Genomic DNA, 18,456 nt, shown 5'->3' with positions numbered 1-18,456 from the left:
GCGATCAGGAGAAGACGTAGTCGGTGAGTGGGAAATGACCGCTGCGCCAGGCGGATTCGATGGTGGAGGTGGGACGTAGGGGGACGTCGCCGTGTTTGTCGAAGTAGTAGCTGTTGGCGGTGACGCAGCTTTCGTCCCAGAACACCTGGCCGCCGCGGCGGGCGAGCATCTCGCGGAAGTAGCGGTCGTTGGCTTCCTCGGTGACCTCGATGCGGTCCGCGTCGTTGGCCCTGGCGTGGTGCAGGCAGCGCAGGATGTGGCGGGTCTGGTTCTCGATCAGCGTGAAATAGGAGGCCCCGTTGTAGCCGTAGGGGCCGATGATGGAGAAGAAGTTCGGGAAGCCGGGAACGCTCACGCCCTCGTAGGCTTGCAGCCGGTTCTCGTCCCACCAGGTCTCCAGATCGCGGCCACCGACGCCGTGCAGGTCATAGGTCGGCATGTTGCCGGATTCCATGACCTTGAAGCCGGTGGCGAGGATCAGCACGTCGGCGCGATGTTCGGCACCCGTGGCGGTGCGCACACCGGTGGCGGTGATCTCGCTGATGGCCGCGGTTTCCAGGGTCACGTTCGCACGGTTGAAGGTCGACAGATAGTCGTTGGAGAAGCTCGGCCGTTTGCACCCGAGGGCGTATCGCGGGGTGAGCGCGTCCCGGACGGCGGGGTCCTTCACTTGACGCCGCAGGTGGGCCAGGCCCGCGCGTTCACCGATGGCGGCGGTGGGCAACGAGCGGTGATAGTGGGCGGCGAGCGGGAAGGTGACCTCCACGTAGGTCTGACTCACCAGGCGGGTCACGGTCCGTCCGCCGGGGACCTTCAACGCCAGCCGGGCGGCGAGAGGCAACGGCAGGTCCGGGCGCGGCAGGCACCAGATCGGCGTGCGCTGGAACACCGTCAGATGTTCCACCCGCGAGGCGATCTCCGGGATCACCTGGACCGCGGAGGCGCCGGTGCCGATGATCGCCACCCGCTTGCCCCGCAGGTCCTGGCGATGATCCCAGCGCGAGGTGTGCATGGTCGCGCCCGCGAAGCCTTCGATGCCGGGGATATCGGGCAGTTTGGGGCGGGTGAGCACACCGGTCGCGCTGATCACGAACCGTGCGGTGAGGTCGTCGCCGTCGGTGGTGTGCAGCACCCAGTGGTCGGCCCGCTCGTCGAAATCCGCGCCGACCACGGTGGTGCCGAAGCGGATTCGCGAACGGAGTTCGTACTTGTCCACGCACGATTCGGCATAGGCCTTGAGTTCGCGACCGGGCGCGTAGACCCGTGACCAGTCGGTGCGCTGTTCGAAGGAGAACTGGTAGCTGAACGACGGGATATCCACGGCGACACCGGGATAGGTATTCCAGTGCCACGTGCCGCCCACGCCGTCGGCCTCGTCGATGATCACGAAGTCGTCGAACCCGGCCTTGCGCAACTCGATCGCCACGCCGATGCCGGAGAAGCCGGCGCCCACGATGACGATCTCGTGGTCGATTCCCTTGGTGCTCATGCGATCTCCTTCACGAGTGCGGCCGACGGATGCAGCCGGCGAGGCCGGGCGACGGTACGAACGACACAGCCCGCGTCGTCGGCGTAGACGATGCTGTCCACCTGATGCTCGATGCCGTCGACGGTGCGCACACCCAGCGGCACCAACCGCGCGATCGGCCAGGTCACCAGGGTGCAGTGCGGTTGCCGCAGGGTTCGGTAGTAGCTGTTGTGCATCGCGACGCCCGCGGTGTCGTCCGGTGTCAGGCGGTGTCGCAGCCACGAATCACGCACCTGGACAGCCAGATTGACACGGGCGACGAGTCGCAGGAGCCGCTGCGGCATCGTCGCGGTGGGCAGCGGAACGCGGGGGAGCACCCACACCGCCTCGGTCTGGAACACCGTCACCCGTGCGGCCTCGGCGGCGATGCCGGGCAGCAGGCGCGCGGCGGCCGCCCCGCTGCCGATGATCGCGACCCGCTGACCGGTGAACTCGTGCCGGGGCGCGAAGGCTGTGCGGTGCACCTGGGAACCGGTGAAGGTATCGGCGAAACGCGGCGTCGTCATTTCGCCACCGGTTCGTAGGTGAGCTCGTCGGACCAGGACGGCCTGCGGCCGAGCACCCGGATCGGGAACCGATCGATACAGGCATTCGACACGTCGGCCAGCAGCTGGAACGGCTGACGGCGGTGAATCGTGGCCTTACCGTGCATCTTCACCACGTGGTAGAGCGGGAGCTTGCGGATGGCCGGGCTGCGCTCCCCCACGTTCTCGAACCGGCGCACCGCCTGCCACAGCTTCTCCTCGTCGAGGCCCAGCGCCATGATGTTGGTCGACATCCGTGACAGCAGCGGCGCGTACAGCAACGCGCCGAGCACGAACGACGGACGCACCGCGAAACCGGCTGTCTCGATGACGGTTCGGCGCAACGGTCCCGCGCCGAGTTGTTCGAGAACCTGGAAACCTACTGCGAGGTGGCGAGATTCGTCGCTGTTGATGTGCCGGAACACCTCGTGGCACACCGGGTCGTCGACCTCGTCGAGCAGGAACTTCACCAACGCGCCGTCGAGGGCGGTCTCCAGCGACGGGATGACGGTTCCGAGCACGGGCAGGGTCAGCTGGTCGGCGTAACGGTCGAGCCAGCTGATGACGAGGCGAATGTTCTTGTTGGGCACCGGCATCGCCTCGCCGTCGGGGAGCATGCCCCAGCGACGCATCAGCGCCAGTTCCGCGTTGGCGTGCTTTTGTTCCTCGGCGTGGAAGTACCGGTAGATCTCCCGCAGTGGGCCGGGCGGCGCCTGGCGGGTCAGGGCGGCAAAGCCGCGGGCCCCGACGTGTTCGATCCACACCAGGTCGGCCATGAAGGTGGCCAATCGCGGGCGTTGCTCGTCGGTGATGGTGTCGGCGCCCGGTGCGTCCCAGTCGATATCGGCCAGTGCCCACTGCTTGGCGCGAATCGTGGCGAGCATGTCGGGGTAGGCGAACGTCATTGTTCGATCTCCTTCGGTGTGGATCAGCGCACGACCCGCTCCAGCAGGCCTGCCGAACGGGTGTAGGTCGCGGGTAGCCAGCGTTTGGCCTGCCACAGCATCTTGGCCTCGAGCTGCGGCACCACATACAGCTCGCCACGGTCCACCGCGTCCAGCGTGGTGCGGGCGATGGCGGTAGGCGCGCGGCCGGTCCAGCGCAGCAGCAGCCCGCCGAGGCGCTCGGCGGTGTCGTCCATCGGCGAATCCGCGGTCATGATATTGGTTTTCACGCCGGTCGGGCACAGCACCGTGACGCCGACGCCGGTGCCGGCCAGCTCGGCCGACATCGTCTCCGACAGCGCCAGCACACCCGCCTTGCTGACGTTGTAGGCGGCCATCCGCGGTGCCGCGCCGAACGCGGCCGCCGAGGCGACGTTCACCAGCGACCCGTGCCCGGCCGCGCGCAGGATCGGCGCGAAGACGTGGCAGCCGTGGATCACGCCCCAGAGATTCACCCCGAGCGTGCGGTGCCAGTCGTCGAGGGCGAACTCGCCGACCACCGGCCCGCCCGCGCCGATGCCCGCGTTGTTGACGACAACGGTGGGCGGGCCGCCGAACCAGTCCTGCGCGGTGGCCGCCAGCTGTTCGACCTCGTCGATCACGGTGACATCGCAACGGGTGCCGATCGCCTTGCCGCCCCCCGCCTCGACCAGTTCGGCGGTTTCGGCCGCACGGTCGGGGTCGATATCGGAGCACACGACGCGCCCGCCTCGACGACCCAATTCGACGGCGAACGCACGTCCGATTCCACTACCCGCGCCGGTCACCACAGCATCGGCGGCAGCGGTTCGGCGGTGTCCGCCGAAGGGGAACAATCGCATGGCAACTCCCGGGTCGACCCGGTGAGGCTCTAATTGGTGGCATCTGCCACCATTGGCCGCACCTGACACCAATTAGGCGCGCGGAGGAGTACTTTGTCAACCATGGATGTGCGCGCACCGGCACGGACCTGGGGCGGGCGGACCGCCGAGGAGCGCAGAGCGCAGCGGCGGGTCGGCCTGGTCGAGGCCGCCCTCGATATCTGGCTCGACCACGGCTGGGCCGCGGTGACCATGCGCGGTGTCTGCCAGCGGGCCTCGCTCAACGATCGCTACTTCTACGAGCACTTCGCCGACCGCGACGAACTACTGGCCGAGGTCTGGGACGAGGTGTGCGCCGGGGTGTTCGCCGAACTGGCGAGCGTCGTCGCCGAGAATGCCGACCGGACCCCCCTCGAGATCACCCGCGCGGCCATCGCCTGTGCCGTCGGATTGCAGACCGATCTGCGTGGACGCGCCCGGATTCTGCTGGCCGATCACGCGGGCAGCGCCGTGCTCGAACAGCGCCGCAAGACCATGCTCACCGACGCGACCGATCTGCTCATCGCCGCCGCCTGGCCCTATCTGCGCCCCGACGTCGACGAAACCGCCATGCGGATGAGCACATTGGCCGGCATCGGCGGCTTCATCGAACTACTGTCCGCGTGGCGGTCCGGTGTGCTCGACGTGGACGCCGAGCGCATCGTCGATCACACCAGCGCGATCGCGGCGCAACTCGGCGCGATGTTCCTGCCCCCGGAGATCATCGGATGATTCGCGCCGCACGCCGGGCGGCGTTCGGTTCGACCGCGCGGCGGTACTACGCGGACCCTTTCAGCGCGCGCAAGCCGGCCGCCATGAATTCCGGGGTGGCCTCGGCGGCCCGGTCGGCGGCGGAACCGGTGTCGGAACCCTGATGCGCGCGATGGGTGATGCCCTCGCCGATGATGCCGAGTTTGAAGTTGGCCAGCGCGAGGTAGAAGCCCCAGTTGTCGAGCTCGCGCCCGGACGCGGTGGCGTAGGCCTGTGCGAGCGTGTCGGCGCTCGGCAGGCGCGGGCTGGTCCACGCCGCACGGGTCCCGAGGATCACGTCGAAGATCGGCGACCGGTACACGCACATCAGGGCGACATCGGTGAGCGGGTCACCGAGGGTGGACAGCTCCCAATCGACCACCGCACGGACCGTTGCCGGGTCGGCGCTGTCGAGGATCGTATTGTCGATACGGAAGTCCCCGTGCACGATCGAAGCCGATGTCTCCGGCGGGATCGCGGCGGCCAGTGCGGCATGCAGGGCCGCCACATCCGCGAGCTCGCGGGTTTTGACCCGCTCCCACTGGGATGCCCAGAGCTTGACCTGCCGGGCGACGAAACCTGCTGGCCTGCCGAATGATTCGAGACCGACAGCGCCCGGGTCCACCGCGTGCAGATCGGCGAGAACGCGGACCAGCGCGCGCACACTCGAATTCACCTGCTCATCGGTGAGCGCGGACAGATCGTCCTGGTCGCGAAACACCGTCCCGTCGACGAACTCGACGACGGTCATCGGCGCGCCCAGCGCGGATCCGGTCGCGTCGAAGGCGATCGTTCTCGCCACGGGCACAGCCGATGCCTGCAACGCGCTGGTGACGGTGTACTCACGGGCCATATCGTGCGCGGACGGGGTGAGCCCGGCGACCGGCGGGCGGCGCACCACCCAGCGCGAGACGTCATCGGCGGCGGCGAAGGTCAGATTCGACCGGCCCCCACTGATCAGTTCGACGCGCAGCTCGCCTTCCACCTCGACGCCGTTGGCGCGCAGGAACTGTTCCAGCGCGGCGATGTCCATGCCCGGCAGTGTCATTCGGAATCCCGCTTCGTCCGCTTGGCGGCGCTCACCGCGCGTTTGGCGATGGCCCAGCGATGCACCTCGGAGGGACCGTCGTAGATCCGGAACGGGCGCACCTCGCGCGAGAGTCGCGCCAGCGGCAGGTCGGCGGAGACGCCGAGACCGCCGCACATCTGCATACTCCGGTCGACGATGCGGAAGATCGCCTCGGCGGCATAGGTTTTCGCGATGGAGGTGGCATTCGCGGCGGGCTCGCCACGGTCGAGTTCCCAGCAGGCACGGGTCAGCAGTGCGCGGGTGGCGGCGATGTCGATCTCGTTGTCGGCGATCATCTTCTGGACCATGCCGAGGTCGCCGAGGCGCGAACCGAAGCCCTCGCGGTGCGCCACGTGCGCGACCGCGACGTCATGACCGCGACGGGCAGCGCCGAGCCAGCGCATCACATGGGTCATCCGGGCGGGGCCGAGCCGAACCTGGGCGTATTCGAAGCCTCGGTCGACTTCGCCGAGTACCGCGGACTCCGGGACGAGAAGGTCGTCGAAGAAGACCTCGCAGTGGCCACCGATCATCGACTTGTCGAGGGTGTCCAGATGGCGGCCGACGCGAATACCCGGGCTGTCGGCGGGTGCCAGGAACATCGTGGCGCCACCACGTTGGCCGGGCTCGCCCGAAGTGCGGGCCATGATGATGAAGAACCCCGCCCCGTCGGCGCCGGTGATGAACCATTTGTGGCCGCTGATGCGCCAACCGCCATCGGCACGGACCGCGCGGGTGCTCAGCGCGGAAGGGTCCGAGCCCGCACCCGGCGCCGGTTCGGTCATGGCGAAGGCCGAGCGCACCTCGCCGCGAGCGAGCGGGGCGAGGAACTGCTGTTTCTGCTCCGGGTCGGCGATGTGGGCGAGCATGTGCACATTGCCCTCGTCGGGGGCGGCGATATTGAGGGCCGTGGGGCCGAACAGCGAGTAGCCCGCCTCCTCGAACACCGGGGCCCGGTTGGACATGTCCAGACCGTGGCCACCGTATTCGAGCGGCGCGTGCGGGGCGAAGACACCGGCATCACGGGCGGCCTGCTGGAGTTCGAGGCGCAGCTTCTCACCACCGGCCGCGGTGATGTCGCCGTCGTGCGCGTCTTCGACCGGGAGCACATGGTCGCGGACGAAGGTGCGGGTGCGGTCGGCCAGGCTCTGCACCTCGGACGGATAGGACAGGTCGATCGGCACGGGTCCGCTCCTCGGCTCGGTTGCCGAACGATCGCTCGGCACATTGACTGTTACGACAGTCGCACGCGCGTATTCATGCTGTCAACAAGCCTGGTAGGACTCAAATGTTTGTTCAGCTATTCTGAACATCATGGATTCGACGGCAGCCGAACAGCAGGCGATGGGGGCGCGGGTGCGCCAGGCGAGGACCGCGGCGGGGTTGTCACTACGGGCGACCGCGCAGCGAATCGGGGTCAGCGCGGCCACACTGAGCGCCATCGAGACGGGCAAGACCGGCGCCTCGGTTTCGCGCCTGCGATCGCTCGCCGCCGAGCTGGGCACGACGGTGGCCCGGCTGATCGGCGACCAGCGCACCACCGGCGCTCCTCCCCCGGCACCGCGCGCGACTGATTCGCGCCCCACCCGCCCCGACGGAAGCCCCGCGCACGGTGAAACCGGATCGCCCGACTCCGGCGCACCGAATTCCTGGCGTGAGTTCCCGCCCCTGGTTCTCGACCCGGTGCTCGCCGCCGCCATCGATTCCTTCGTCGAGACCGGGTATCACGGAGCCACGATGCGCTCGATCGCCGCGCGGGCGGGCATGAGCGTGCCCGGTGTCTACCACCACTATCGCGACAAACAAGACCTACTGGTCCGCGCACTCGACCTGACCATGGACGAATTGCACCGGCGGGTGCGCGCGGCACGCCTCGACGGCACGAACGGCCGCGAACGAGTGAGCCGTGTCGTCGAAGCGCTCGCCCTGTTCCACACGCACCACCGCGAACTCGCCTTCATCGGCGCCAGCGAGATGCGCAGCCTGAACCCGGCCGATCGTGATCGGATCACAGCCTCCCGCAACGAGATCCAATACCTTCTCGATGCCGACATCGACGCCGCGCTGACCGAGGCGAACCGATCGACCGCCCGGGCCCGCGACGCGGGCCGTGCCATCGCGACGATGTGCACCGCACTGCCCCAGTGGTTCCGGCTCGACGGCCCGTCCTCTCCCGAACAGATCGCCGCCGCCTACGCGGACTTCGCCCTCGGACTGCTGGGCGTGGACGGCCCGCACCGATAGCGGAACGGCAGGACCGTGCCGGAAATCAGTTCACCGCGTACGGATATACGTCGGAGCGACCCTGGAACGACAGGATCCGCGGGTTCTGTACCCGACCGTCGCGAATCTCGATCGCCCGGCGAATCGTTTCGCTGCCATCCCACGCCGGGGGGCCGCCGAGCACGACGGGCAGGTACTCGAGCAGAGCTTCGGAGTTCTCCCACGTCGCCGAGTCCCAGAGAAACGAGGGGCTGTGGTCGACACCGTAGTAGTGCAGATCGTCACCGACGGTGAACATCGGATCGGCGAACGAGGTCGGGCGCGAGAACTCGAAGCCCATTCCCTCGTCGCACGAGACGTCGACGAAAAGCGTTCCGCGCGAGAAGAGTTCGAGGTCATCGTTCATGATGAACGTCAACGGGTCCTCGGTGTCCTGGAACATGCAGTTCACCACCACGTCGTAGTTGGCCAGCATCTCCGCCAGCGGCCCCGGCTCGGGCGCCTTCAGCGCGAGTGTCCGGCCGGGCAGTCCCGGATCACGCTTGAAATGCTGCATCCGCACCGAGGCGAACGGCGAGGCCACCGCCGACACACTGCGCTGGGTCAGCACGGTCACATCGCTGATCCCCAGTGCCGACAGCGCCCGCACCGCACCACGCGCGGTGGCGCCGAAGCTGATGACCGCCGCACGCATCCGGCGACCGTAATCTCCACTCACGCCGCGCAATTGGAGGGCATGCATGACCGAGCAGTAACCGGCCAGTTCGTTGTTCTTGTGGAACACGTGGACGCTGAAAGCACCCGACTTCGTCCAGTGGTTCATCGCCTCCCAGGCGATCAGCGTCAGGTCGCGGTCCACGGCCAGCTGGGTCATGCTCGCGTCCTGCACACAGTGCGGCCAGCCCCACACGGTCGTGCCGGGGCGCATCTGCGCGAGGTCTTCGGCCAGCGGCTTGGCCAGCAGCAGCACATCGCACTCGGCGAAGAGCTCGTCGCGAGTGCGATGGCCCGCTACGAGTGGGGCGAGGACGTCGTCGGGGTAGCCGAATCGGTTACCGTAACCGTGTTCGAGGTAGATCTGACCGCGCAGCTCGGGATCGATGCGGTCGAGGTGGGCCGGGTGGATTGCCAGCCGGTGTTCGTTTTCCTTGCGAGAGGTCGCGACGACGCCGACCGTCAGGTGTTTCACAGTTGCTTCACCTGGTCAGCCTACCCGTAGGCCCTCAGCTCTCCGCCTTGCTGGTGATGTCGTCGAGGGACTCGCCCATGGTCTCGGGCACCCGGCGATAGCAGAACACCAGCGACAGCGCGGAAACGACCGCGAAGAGGAAGAACATCGTCGACGCGCCCCAGAGTTCGCCCAGCGGCGGGAACACCAGGGAGACGGTGAAATTGCCCATCCAGATGAGGAAGGTGCAGATACTCATCGCGGTGGCGCGGATCGGGGCGGGGAAGATCTCCGAGATCAGCAACCAGGTGGGCACCCCGACGCCGAGCTGGAAGGCACAGACGTACACGATCATCAATGTCACCAACACATAGCCGGTGGCAGTGCTCTGCGTGAGACGTTCCATCAGACCCATACCGACCAACGCGACGACCATGATCGCCAGGCCGAGGAACATCGGTGGGCGCCTGCCGATCTTGTCGACCAGGCTCATGCCGAGCATCACGCCGAGCACCGCGCCGACACCGATGCCGATCGACGAGGTGATCGCCGCATTGTCACCCATCCCCGCCTGGGCGAGAGTGGACGGTGCGTAGTAGATGACGGTATTGACGCCGACGAATTGCTGAATCAACGCCAATCCGATTCCGGTGTAGAACAGCGCGCGCACCTTCGGTTTCCGCAATTGGTCGCTCAAACTGTCCTTGACCGCCGCATCGGCGGCCTCGGACTGTTCGATCTCGGCGATCGTCGGCTCGACATTCTCCGGGTAATAAGACTGTTCGAGCACTTTCTTCGCATCGGCGGTACGGCCCTGTTTCAGATACCACCGCGGTGAATCCGGCATGAAATACATGCCGATCACGAGCGCCGCCGCCGGAACGGCCGCCATCGCGAGCATGAGCCGCCAGTTCCCGGTCGGGGCGAGCAGCGCGTTGACGATGTAGGCGAGCAACTGCCCGCTGGCGATCATCAGCGAGTTCATCGACACGAGGCGCCCGCGATAGGTCGGCGGGGAGATCTCGGAGACGTACATGGGGACCACCAGTGAGGCGGTACCGACCGCGACACCGAGGAACAGGCGGGTGATGATCATGACCGTGGCATCGGGCGCCAGCGCCTGGGCGAGCGCGCCGATGAAGAACAGGGCGCCCGCGAACAGCAGCGTCGTCCGCCTGCCCCACCGGTCGGCCATCCAGCCGCCGGTGATCGAGCCGATCGCGGCGCCGATGAGCAGCGAACTCGTGATGACGCCGACCTGGGTCTGGCTCAGCGCGAAATCAGGCGTGAGGTAGACCAGCACGCCGGAGATGACGCCGGTGTCGTAGCCGAACAGCGCGCCGCCGAGCGCGGCGATGACGACGACAGTGAGCACGAACTTCTTGATCCTGGCCCGCATCGCCTCCCGCTCCGGCGAATCGGGTGGCGTCTCGACCGGTGGTTCGGTGACCGGGGACACCATCACCGGCTCCGGTCCGTCCTGGACGGTGTGCGGTACCCGGACCGAGGTATCGGTATCCGGCCCGATGAGGCGGCCGCCGGAAACCTGCGCCACAGGCACGGTGGGACTCGAGACGGCGCCGCGCCGCTCCGGCTCCTTATCGGTGGATCCACGAGGGGAATCGGGCATGTCCACACCTCCGCCGGATGGAGTAGGTCGATTCCTGCACCTTAATCGAGCGCGGAAGATTCGCGATAGCTCGAAATCCATGGATATTGTCGTCCGCAGATCAGCGGTAAGGAGCGATCGGGGAATGTATCCCACCCCCTGCGTGGGATACATTCCCCGATCAACACGCTTTTATCGGAATCGCCGCCGACCGAAATGCTCGCCGTTTGCCCGGATCGGAGAAAAGCGTCGCGTAACCATCCGACACCATCCATCCGTCAAACCGTAACCACCGAATGCCGCTTTTGCCGGGTTCCCACGAATCTCGTCGACGCTCGGTTATCGACGATGCAGCGACCGGACGGTGACCGCGCCCCAGAGCATCAGGCTCGCGGCCGCGGCCATATAGAGGAAGTAGGCCAGCACAACCAGGACGGATCCGTAATTGCCCACCCAGTCACCCAGTCGCAGCAGGCCGGCCACACCGAGGCCGAGCAGGATCAGCCCGAGAATCAGCCCCGGCATCGCCAGCGGCGCGATGGGCGATTCGATGGCGGAGGTCGCCGAGACGCGGCGACCACGCTCGGTAACTGACAGATTGCTGTTCGATTCGAAGTAGATGCTGCTCATGACAACAAGTCCCTTCCGGACAGCCGCCCCGACACGGCCGATAAGTGATCCGTACCGGATCCTTTGATGACCGCCACGCCGCAGCGGAAGTGCGGGTCGTTCGCGACCCCGGATCCGTGTCGATCCGGTCGATGATCACGAACGGTTAACGTTCAGCAATTACGAGCTTGCCAGCCAGGCCGACCAGAGAATAGGCGATGTGATCTGCATCACATCGAACTCCTGTGCGACACGATCCGATAACGTGCGTTACATTTCGCCGGAACACGGGCTGGAACTGGCGAAAACCCGACACAACTGGGCATTTGTTCAACAGGCCGACATTGATGTCATTTATCGAACCGTTACGGCCCTGACGTGGGAAAACACACACTTCCGCCCACCGCGATCCAGTTGGTACCCCCATGAGCCACCGACACGCCACCGTGACGGAAACCGCCCGATCGGGACCGGCCGGTCCGGGAGGAACCGATCGTCGAGGCGCGAAACTTTCCGACCGCGACTTTTGCGTGGGTTCGAACGAGGGAACGCGTCACGTCGGCTATCTTGATCTAGTTTTTCGATGCTGCTGGATCGTTCGTGTCGCTTCGCCGAAATCGCGTGCCGCGTGAGATCCACGCCTCGCGCTGTCGGCGACCCTCTCAGACGAAGGGACGCCGGTCACCATGCCCGCACCCGTTATCCTCCACGGCCGCATCGCACGGCTGGAACCTCTCGCACCTCACCACGTTCCGGGACTGATCGCCGCGGCCGCAGCGCTCGACGGACCGGCCGGGTTCACCGTCGTCCCGCACGGTGACCAGGAGGCGCGCACCTACGTCTTCCAGGCCGAAGCGGCGCAGCTGGCAGGCACAGCGCTGGCTTTCGCGATCGTCACCGTCGCCGACGAGTGTGTGGTCGGGGCGACCCGATTCACCCGGCTCGACTACTGGCAGGGACCACTGACCTGGCCGTTGTCCGCCGAACCGGTCACCTCGTTGCCCGGCGGGGCGATCCCCGACGCCGTCGAGATCGGCAATACCTGGCTCACCCCCGCGGTGCGGGGCGGTCAGGTGAATCTCGACTCCAAGCTGCTGCTGCTCACCCACGCCTTCGACAGCTGGGGCGTGCGGCGGGTGACCCTGCGCGCCGACGCCCGCAACTTGCGCTCCCGGGCGGCGATCGAACGGCTCGGCGCGGTGAGTGACGGTGTGCGCCGGGCACATTCGCGTGGGCTCGACGGCGCGGTGCGTGACACCGCGTTCTATTCGATCCTGCACGACGAATGGCCGGGGGTGCGCGGGCGGATCATCGAACAACTGGCCGCCCGGGCCGCCCTGCGGGGCGCGCCGTTGATCCCGGCGACCGCGGCGGCGTTGCGGCCGTTGGCTTCTTCGCCGATCGGTTGAGGTCTCAGCCCCGCGACGACTCAGCCCCGCGACGACTCGATACGGTCGGCGATCAGGTCGGCGAGTTCTTCCGGGCATTCCTCGGGCAGCCAATGCGAGCCGTCGAGCACGGCGAAACGATAGTCACCGGTGACGAATCCGCGGGTCAGTTCGGCACCACGGCGGGTCAGCGCCGCGTCGCCGGTACTCCACACGTGCGTCACCGGCACGGTGACGCGTGCCGTCACCGCGCGCGGTGTGATCAGCGCCAAGGCGCGATACCAGTTCAACGCGGTGGTGAGCGCGCCGGTGTCGATGATCTCGGTGTGCACGCGGTCGATCGCGTCGGCGGACATGCCCGATGTGGCCAGGATCTGGTCGAAGACGCCGGGCCGCGCGCGAATCAGGCGCTCGGGGAGCACCGGCAGCTGGAACAGCGCCATGTAGGACGAGCGAAGGAGCTGATCGCTGCTGATCATCGAGCGGGCGAAGGCGCCGGGATGCGGCACCGACACGGTCACCAGCGTGCGGACGAGTTCGGGGCGGGCCGCGGCCACCGACCAGGCGACCATCGCGCCCCAGTCGTGCCCGACCAGATGCACCGGACCGCGGTCGATGTCCTCGATCAACGCGACCACGTCGTCGACGAGTTCGGGAACGCGGTAGGCGAGGCGGCCGGACGGCCGAGCGCCCGGTGAGTAGCCGCGCTGGTTCGGGGCGATGGTGCGGTAACCGCGCGCGTTGAGCAATGCGGTGAGTGGCTGCAACGAGGTCGCGGTCTGCGGGAAGCCGTGCAGCGCAACGACGACGGGGCCGTCGGGCGGTCCGGAGTCGACGACGTCGAACTCGAGTCCAGCCCTGGTGAAAGTGGTCAACTGGGTGCTCAACGAACCCTCCGATCCAGTAACTTACTTATCGGTAAATTACTCGGGGCCCGTGCCCGGCGTCAACAGCGCTCACCGTCCTGTTCCCCCGTGCACGACGGCGACTTCCGCACCACCGAGATCGAAGGCCCGGTGCAGGATGCGCACGGCTTCGTCGAGGTCGGTGTCGCGGACCAGCACGGAGATGCGGATCTCCGAGGTGGCGATCAGGTCGAGGTTGATATTCGCCGCGGCCAGCGCCTCACAGAAGCTCGCGGTGACGCCCGGATTATTGCGCATGCCCGCGCCGATCAACGAGACCTTGCCGACGCGGTCGTCGTAGCGAACATCGGCGAAGCCGATCTCGGCACGGCGGTCGCGCAGCAAGGCGACCGCCCGCGCGCCGTCGGCGGCGGGCAGGGTGAAGGTGATGTCGGTGCGTCCGGTACCGGTGTTCTGCACGACCATGTCGATGCCGATCTCGGCGTCGGCGACCGCGCGGAACACTTCGGCCGCGTAGCCGGGCTCGTCGGGCAGGCCGACGACGGTCACCTTGGCCTCGTTGCGGTCGTGCGCGACGCCGGTGAGCACGGCCTGGTCGGCCGGGATGTCGGCCATCGAGCCGAAGACGGTGGTGCCGATCGCGTCGGTGTAGGACGAGCGCACATGCACCGGTACCTGGTAGCGGCGCGCGTATTCGACGCAGCGCAGCATGAGGACCTTCGAACCACAGGCGGCCATTTCCAGCATCTCCTCGTAGGAGATCTGGTCGAGTTTCTGCGCGTCGGCCACGATGCGCGGATCGGCGGTGAAGACTCCGTCGACGTCGGTGTAGATCTCGCACACATCGGCCTTCAAGGCCGCGGCGAGCGCGACGGCGGTGGTGTCGGAGCCGCCACGACCGAGAGTGGTGACATCGTCGCTGTCCTGGCTCACGCCTTGGAACCCGGCCACGAGCACCACCTCGCCGTCGTCGAGTGCGCGGCGCACCCGGCCCGGGTCGACTTCGATGATCTTGGCCCGGCCGTGGGCGCCGGTGGTGATCACGCCGGCCTGCGAGCCCGTCAACGATCGGGCTTCGGCACCCAGTGCGTGAATCGCCATGGCCACCAAGGCGTTCGAGATCCGCTCACCGGCGGTGAGCAACATGTCCAACTCGCGCGGTTCCGGCGCGGAGGCGATCCGGCCCGCCAATTCGAGGAGCTCATCGGTGGTATCGCCCATGGCCGAGCACACCACCACCACATCGTGCCCCTGCTTCTTGGTCTCCACGATCCGCTCGGCGACCCGCCGGATCCGCTCCGCGGTGGCTACCGACGAACCGCCGAATTTCTGCACAACCAGGGCCATCCCGAGTCCTCTCCCCTGCTCCCCCGCACGCGATCCGCGGGTGACCCCTTCGAGTATCCAGGCAATCCGGGCACGGCCGTACCAATTCGGCAACGAAAACGACTGCCGCCGAATGGTTTCGGCGGCAGCCTTCGATCGCCCCTGTTCGGTGCGCAGAGGGCGGGCCGGCCCATCGACCGACCGACGACACCGCGTTTGCGTCCGAGATCATCATTGGTATAGCGTTCTGAACATGTTCAATGAACATGTTCAGTCGCGGTCGGAGCAACAGGCGGCGACGCGACAGAAGGTCTTGGCAGCAGCCGAACGGCTCTTCCGCGCCCAGGGGTTCAAGGCGACCACGATTCGGCAGATCGCCGCCGAAGCGAACGTGAGCACCGGGACCGTCATGGCTGCCGGCGAAAAGGACGCGCTGCTCGTCTCGCTCTACGACAACTGGATCACCGCGGTACACAACAGCAGGCAATCCGAACTCGCACCCTCGACGAAGACCGCGACCACCGAGGACGTGCTCGAGCTCTTCGCGCCCTTCGTCGGACATTTCGCGCTCGACTCCGAGCTCTCACGCGAGTATTTGGCGATCCTCGTCCGCGGAAACCATGAGTCGGTGATCTTTCGAGACCTCGCGCTGGCCCTGCTGGGCGAACTCGAAACCGTGCTCGCCCGATCAGCGCTGCCCCGCAGCCAGGTCGGCCACGGCGCTCGGACCATCTATCTCGCCTATCTCGGCTTGCTGATGACCGCGTCCAGCGGTGCCATCGAGATGCCCGCCGCGGCCGAACAACTACGACAAATCATCGAATTCGTCATCACGCCCCCGAAAGGAAACCAATGATCCACGCTTCCCAACCATGGTGGCTACCAGCACTACTCGCGGTCTCGCTGTTCGCCGACGCGCTCATGTCCGTGCGCCCGCCGATGTTCATTCAGCGATGCCTCGACGGCGTCCGGTTTCCCCGCGACTGGTGGTGGACACTGATCGCCATCAAGCTGGCGGCCACAGCCGGTCTCCTTGTCGGACTGAAGTATCCCGGCGTCGGATTCGCCACCGCGGTCGGCGTGATCGCCTATTTCGGATGCGCCGCGTACGCCCACTACCGGGCCCGGTTCCTCGGATACGAGTTCTGGATCAACTGCCTCGGCATGCTGGCCCTGGCGGTGGCGGCGACGATCACGTACGTGGTGTAAGCCGCAGCGCTGTCCGGTACCCGACTGGTCCGCCGCACGGGGCAGCGGCGGCGGACCGCTGCCACCGGGCATTTTCGGCGGATCAGACCGAGCGCGGATCCCATGTCGTGACGGCCCAGATGACCACCACATCGAGCACGATGATCAGGATCGACCACGCCGGGTAATACGGCAGCCACAGGAAATTCGCGATGATCGACAGTGACGCGATGACGACCGCCACAATCCGCGCCCAGGTCGCGCCGCTCATCAGCCCCACCGCGCTCAGCGCGAGTACGATCCCGCCGATGATGTGGATCCAGCCCCATGTCGTGGTGTCGAATTCATAGACGTAGTCGATGCCGACGACGAACAGGTCGTCCTCGGCCACCGCGGCGATGCCCTGCAGAACGGACAACACGGCGACTACCAGGAGCAGGATCGCGGCGCCGATGGACGTGCCCGCGGCGAAACCCTGCCGGACCGGATGCCCGGTTTCCGATACGTGAGCCATCATGAATCCTTCCGTAGAAGACCGACGTCCAACGTTTCCCGATGGGAGCCGCGAGGGCCTCACCCGAAACGGATGAATCGGATTGCCACACGCGATGCGCGGCTGGTCACCCGTGTTCTTCGACTGCGTTCGAGGTGGCAGTTCGCTACTGTGCCTCGGGAGGGTTCGAGCCCACTGCTGCCGCTGAATGGTTTCGGCGGCAGCACTCGATCATCCCTGTTCGGTGGGTACGACAATGAGTTCGGCGACGTTTACTCGGCGTGGTGCCGAGACGGCGAAGGCGATCGCGTCGGCGATGTCCTCGGGGAGCAGGATTTCCAGTCCCTCGCGCCATCCGGCGAGCTCGGCGCGACGGGTGTCGTCGCGCATTCCGGCACCGAGTTCGGTGCCGGTGAATCCGGGTTCGATGTTCTTGACCCGAACACCGCGTGGACCGAGTTCGGTGCGCAGAGTGCGGGTCAGGTGCGCTACCGCGGCTTTGGTGGCGCAGTAGACGCCGTAGTTTGCAAACGCGGCGTGGCCGCCGATGGAACCGACGAACACCAGGTCAGCGCGTCGACCCGCGCCTGCCGCGGCGAGTAGGTCATCGATGAAAGCTCTTCCGGTGTAGAGCAATCCGTTGATATTCGTCCCCACCATCTGATCCCATTCGTCGATCTCGGCCTGCTCGAACGGCGCGCCGAGCATGATGCCCGCGTTCGCGACGACCAGATCGACGGAGCCGAACGCGGCACGCACTTGCGCCGCGGCGTCCAGGACCGACTGCCGCACGCTCACGTCGACAGTCACCGCGAGGGTGTTCGCGCCGAGAGTGCGCGCGAGTTCTTCCAGCCGATCCTTACGCCGCCCGAGCAGCGCGACCTTCATGCCGTCGGCCGCCAGCCGTCGCGCGGTGGCGGCACCGATACCGCTGGATGCTCCGGTGACGACGGCGACTCGGCCTTCGATGTTGTGTGTCATGACCACAACGTTCGTCTCGGTCCTCGACGCGTGCCAGGTCGGAAACTTCCTGGTAGTGCGAGGGCCACCCAGCCGCCGCGAGGTCGGCATACCCTCGAAAGCATGGATACCGACAACCGTCTCGGTGCGTTCCTGCGGGCCCGGCGCCAGCAGGTGGGCCCCGAAGAGTTCGGGATGGCCGGTGGCGGTCAGCGGCGCGTGGCCGGACTCCGGCGCGAGGAAGTGGCCATGTTGGCCGGGATGAGCGCCGATTACTACATCCGGCTCGAACAGGGCCGGGACAAGCACCCGTCCGATCAGATCGTGGCGGCGCTGGCCCGGGTGTTCTCGCTCGACGACGACGGCATCGCGCACCTGCGGGAATTGGCGCGCCCCGCACCGCGACGCAGTCGCGCACCGCGACGACCGGAACGGGTCACGCCGAGCCTGCTGCGCCTGATGCGCACCTGGTCGGACACCCCGGCGCTGGTACTCGGCCGGTATATGGATGTTCTGGCCGCGACGCCGTCGGCCATCGCGCTGAATTCGTGTTCGGCGCCGGGAGTCAATCAGGTCAGGATGGTGTTCCTCGACCCCGAGGCCCGCAACGTTTTTCCGGATTGGCCGAGAATCGCCGCGGAGACCGTGGCCGGTCTGCGGGCAGGCACGGGCACCGATCTCGACGACCCACGTCTGACCGAGCTGGTGGGCGAACTGTCGTTGAAGAGCGAGGATTTCCGCCGCCTCTGGGCCAAGCACGATGTCCGCGCGAAAACCGCCGGGGAGAAACGTTTCGTCCATCCCCTGGTCGGTGAGCTCGGCTTGTCCTACGAGACCTTCACGGTCAACGGCGCGCCGGGCCAGACGCTTGTCGTCTACCACGCCGAGCCGGGTTCTGATTCCGCACAGTCACTGGCCCTGCTCGCGGGCCTACCCGTCGAGGACGCGCCCGTGAGCTCGCCGGCGCGCTGA

Annotated in this window: 19 protein-coding genes; 6 read left to right on the top strand and 13 right to left on the bottom strand. The window is 67.0% G+C overall.

Going from position 1 to position 18,456, the window contains the following annotated elements; genetic code table 11:
- Positions 1 to 4: 4 nt before the first annotated feature.
- From ACFTS5_RS11865 to ACFTS5_RS11850, 4 genes are read right to left on the bottom strand one after another with little or no spacing between them, the layout of a single operon-like run.
- On the bottom strand, positions 5 to 1,489 hold the full coding sequence (locus ACFTS5_RS11865; RefSeq protein ID WP_378630120.1) for a flavin-containing monooxygenase: 1,485 nt from the start codon (positions 1,487 to 1,489) through the stop codon (positions 5 to 7).
- Positions 1,486 to 2,034, bottom strand: coding sequence for an NAD(P)/FAD-dependent oxidoreductase (locus ACFTS5_RS11860; RefSeq protein ID WP_378630118.1), 549 nt, complete (start codon positions 2,032 to 2,034; stop codon positions 1,486 to 1,488). The genes ACFTS5_RS11865 and ACFTS5_RS11860 overlap by 4 nt, the downstream gene beginning before the upstream one ends.
- The gene (locus tag ACFTS5_RS11855; RefSeq protein WP_378630115.1) at positions 2,031 to 2,957 is read right to left on the bottom strand and encodes a ferritin-like domain-containing protein; all 927 of its coding nucleotides are present in this window, start codon (positions 2,955 to 2,957) and stop codon (positions 2,031 to 2,033) included. Before ACFTS5_RS11855 ends, ACFTS5_RS11860 begins: the two co-directional genes overlap by 4 nt.
- Before the next feature lie 23 nt (positions 2,958 to 2,980).
- Entirely contained in the window at positions 2,981 to 3,817 is an 837-nt protein-coding gene (locus ACFTS5_RS11850; RefSeq protein ID WP_378630112.1) for an SDR family NAD(P)-dependent oxidoreductase, read from the bottom strand.
- A 102-nt stretch (positions 3,818 to 3,919) separates the two neighbouring features.
- Between ACFTS5_RS11850 and ACFTS5_RS11845 the strand changes: the two genes are divergently transcribed.
- Complete coding sequence (locus tag ACFTS5_RS11845) at positions 3,920 to 4,567, top strand: TetR/AcrR family transcriptional regulator (protein ID WP_378630110.1); 648 nt, start codon at positions 3,920 to 3,922, stop codon at positions 4,565 to 4,567.
- A 46-nt stretch (positions 4,568 to 4,613) separates the two neighbouring features.
- Here the strand turns inward: ACFTS5_RS11845 and ACFTS5_RS11840 are convergent, their stop codons facing one another.
- Both ACFTS5_RS11840 and ACFTS5_RS11835 read right to left on the bottom strand, forming a co-directional pair.
- Entirely contained in the window at positions 4,614 to 5,633 is a 1,020-nt protein-coding gene (locus ACFTS5_RS11840; protein WP_378630108.1) for a phosphotransferase family protein, read from the bottom strand.
- Positions 5,630 to 6,838: an acyl-CoA dehydrogenase family protein gene (locus ACFTS5_RS11835; protein ID WP_378630105.1), complete on the bottom strand. Its 1,209-nt coding sequence runs from the start codon at positions 6,836 to 6,838 to the stop codon at positions 5,630 to 5,632. Before ACFTS5_RS11835 ends, ACFTS5_RS11840 begins: the two co-directional genes overlap by 4 nt.
- A 130-nt stretch (positions 6,839 to 6,968) precedes the next feature.
- Between ACFTS5_RS11835 and ACFTS5_RS11830 the strand changes: the two genes are divergently transcribed.
- Positions 6,969 to 7,898, top strand: coding sequence for a TetR family transcriptional regulator (locus ACFTS5_RS11830; RefSeq protein ID WP_378630103.1), 930 nt, complete (start codon positions 6,969 to 6,971; stop codon positions 7,896 to 7,898).
- A gap of 25 nt (positions 7,899 to 7,923) precedes the next feature.
- On the opposite strand, the gene ACFTS5_RS11825 is transcribed toward ACFTS5_RS11830, so the two are convergent.
- The 3 genes from ACFTS5_RS11825 to ACFTS5_RS11815 form a co-directional block, all read right to left on the bottom strand.
- Positions 7,924 to 9,066 (bottom strand): N(5)-(carboxyethyl)ornithine synthase, encoded by a 1,143-nt coding sequence (locus ACFTS5_RS11825; RefSeq protein WP_378630101.1) that lies wholly within the window; start codon positions 9,064 to 9,066, stop codon positions 7,924 to 7,926.
- Positions 9,067 to 9,100: 34 nt separating this feature from the next.
- Positions 9,101 to 10,675: a sugar porter family MFS transporter gene (locus ACFTS5_RS11820; protein WP_378630100.1), complete on the bottom strand. Its 1,575-nt coding sequence runs from the start codon at positions 10,673 to 10,675 to the stop codon at positions 9,101 to 9,103.
- Positions 10,676 to 10,993: 318 nt separating this feature from the next.
- The gene (locus ACFTS5_RS11815; RefSeq protein ID WP_378630098.1) at positions 10,994 to 11,284 is read right to left on the bottom strand and encodes a hypothetical protein; all 291 of its coding nucleotides are present in this window, start codon (positions 11,282 to 11,284) and stop codon (positions 10,994 to 10,996) included.
- A gap of 665 nt (positions 11,285 to 11,949) precedes the next feature.
- Between ACFTS5_RS11815 and ACFTS5_RS11810 the strand changes: the two genes are divergently transcribed.
- Positions 11,950 to 12,672: a GNAT family N-acetyltransferase gene (locus ACFTS5_RS11810; RefSeq protein WP_378630096.1), complete on the top strand. Its 723-nt coding sequence runs from the start codon at positions 11,950 to 11,952 to the stop codon at positions 12,670 to 12,672.
- Between the two features lie 20 nt (positions 12,673 to 12,692).
- Here ACFTS5_RS11810 and ACFTS5_RS11805 read toward each other — a convergent pair whose 3' ends face one another.
- A complete protein-coding gene (locus ACFTS5_RS11805; protein ID WP_378630094.1) occupies positions 12,693 to 13,538 on the bottom strand; it encodes an alpha/beta fold hydrolase in 846 nt (281 codons plus the stop codon).
- Positions 13,539 to 13,607: 69 nt separating this feature from the next.
- Entirely contained in the window at positions 13,608 to 14,864 is a 1,257-nt protein-coding gene (locus tag ACFTS5_RS11800; protein WP_378630092.1) for an aspartate kinase, read from the bottom strand.
- Between the two features lie 232 nt (positions 14,865 to 15,096).
- Here ACFTS5_RS11800 and ACFTS5_RS11795 point away from each other — a divergent pair, with 232 nt between their 5' ends.
- Both ACFTS5_RS11795 and ACFTS5_RS11790 read left to right on the top strand, forming a co-directional pair.
- Positions 15,097 to 15,699, top strand: coding sequence for a TetR/AcrR family transcriptional regulator (locus ACFTS5_RS11795; RefSeq protein WP_378630091.1), 603 nt, complete (start codon positions 15,097 to 15,099; stop codon positions 15,697 to 15,699).
- The gene (locus ACFTS5_RS11790) at positions 15,696 to 16,052 is read left to right on the top strand and encodes a DoxX family protein (protein WP_378630089.1); all 357 of its coding nucleotides are present in this window, start codon (positions 15,696 to 15,698) and stop codon (positions 16,050 to 16,052) included. Before ACFTS5_RS11795 ends, ACFTS5_RS11790 begins: the two co-directional genes overlap by 4 nt.
- A gap of 82 nt (positions 16,053 to 16,134) precedes the next feature.
- Here the strand turns inward: ACFTS5_RS11790 and ACFTS5_RS11785 are convergent, their stop codons facing one another.
- Positions 16,135 to 16,545, bottom strand: coding sequence for a hypothetical protein (locus tag ACFTS5_RS11785; RefSeq protein ID WP_378630087.1), 411 nt, complete (start codon positions 16,543 to 16,545; stop codon positions 16,135 to 16,137).
- 210 nt (positions 16,546 to 16,755) lie between these two features.
- The gene (locus ACFTS5_RS11780; protein ID WP_378630085.1) at positions 16,756 to 17,505 is read right to left on the bottom strand and encodes an SDR family oxidoreductase; all 750 of its coding nucleotides are present in this window, start codon (positions 17,503 to 17,505) and stop codon (positions 16,756 to 16,758) included.
- Positions 17,506 to 17,607: 102 nt separating this feature from the next.
- Between ACFTS5_RS11780 and ACFTS5_RS11775 the strand changes: the two genes are divergently transcribed.
- Positions 17,608 to 18,456 carry a helix-turn-helix transcriptional regulator gene (locus ACFTS5_RS11775; protein ID WP_378630082.1) on the top strand — a complete coding sequence of 283 codons (849 nt, stop codon included), beginning with the start codon at positions 17,608 to 17,610 and terminating at the stop codon, positions 18,454 to 18,456.

This window comes from Nocardia sp. NPDC056952, from assembly GCF_042674185.1.
Taxonomy (GTDB): Bacteria; Actinomycetota; Actinomycetes; order Mycobacteriales; family Mycobacteriaceae; genus Nocardia.
The sequence above is the reverse complement of the archived record's forward strand: the minus strand, read 5'-3'. Positions and strand labels throughout refer to the sequence as shown.

Excerpts from the sequence above, each read along its gene's own strand:
- ACFTS5_RS11865 (WP_378630120.1), bottom strand. The coding sequence starts at position 1,489 with ATGAGCACCAAGGGAATCGACCACGAGATCGTCATCGTGGGCGCCGGC.
- ACFTS5_RS11860 (WP_378630118.1), bottom strand. The coding sequence starts at position 2,034 with ATGACGACGCCGCGTTTCGCCGATACCTTCACCGGTTCCCAGGTGCAC.
- ACFTS5_RS11855 (WP_378630115.1), bottom strand. The coding sequence starts at position 2,957 with ATGACGTTCGCCTACCCCGACATGCTCGCCACGATTCGCGCCAAGCAG.
- ACFTS5_RS11850 (WP_378630112.1), bottom strand. The coding sequence starts at position 3,817 with ATGCGATTGTTCCCCTTCGGCGGACACCGCCGAACCGCTGCCGCCGAT.
- ACFTS5_RS11845 (WP_378630110.1), top strand. The coding sequence starts at position 3,920 with ATGGATGTGCGCGCACCGGCACGGACCTGGGGCGGGCGGACCGCCGAG.
- ACFTS5_RS11840 (WP_378630108.1), bottom strand. The coding sequence starts at position 5,633 with ATGACACTGCCGGGCATGGACATCGCCGCGCTGGAACAGTTCCTGCGC.
- ACFTS5_RS11830 (WP_378630103.1), top strand. The coding sequence starts at position 6,969 with ATGGATTCGACGGCAGCCGAACAGCAGGCGATGGGGGCGCGGGTGCGC.
- ACFTS5_RS11820 (WP_378630100.1), bottom strand. The coding sequence starts at position 10,675 with ATGCCCGATTCCCCTCGTGGATCCACCGATAAGGAGCCGGAGCGGCGC.
- ACFTS5_RS11815 (WP_378630098.1), bottom strand. The coding sequence starts at position 11,284 with ATGAGCAGCATCTACTTCGAATCGAACAGCAATCTGTCAGTTACCGAG.
- ACFTS5_RS11810 (WP_378630096.1), top strand. The coding sequence starts at position 11,950 with ATGCCCGCACCCGTTATCCTCCACGGCCGCATCGCACGGCTGGAACCT.
- ACFTS5_RS11800 (WP_378630092.1), bottom strand. The coding sequence starts at position 14,864 with ATGGCCCTGGTTGTGCAGAAATTCGGCGGTTCGTCGGTAGCCACCGCG.
- ACFTS5_RS11795 (WP_378630091.1), top strand. The coding sequence starts at position 15,097 with ATGTTCAATGAACATGTTCAGTCGCGGTCGGAGCAACAGGCGGCGACG.
- ACFTS5_RS11790 (WP_378630089.1), top strand. The coding sequence starts at position 15,696 with ATGATCCACGCTTCCCAACCATGGTGGCTACCAGCACTACTCGCGGTC.
- ACFTS5_RS11785 (WP_378630087.1), bottom strand. The coding sequence starts at position 16,545 with ATGGCTCACGTATCGGAAACCGGGCATCCGGTCCGGCAGGGTTTCGCC.
- ACFTS5_RS11780 (WP_378630085.1), bottom strand. The coding sequence starts at position 17,505 with ATGACACACAACATCGAAGGCCGAGTCGCCGTCGTCACCGGAGCATCC.
- ACFTS5_RS11775 (WP_378630082.1), top strand. The coding sequence starts at position 17,608 with ATGGATACCGACAACCGTCTCGGTGCGTTCCTGCGGGCCCGGCGCCAG.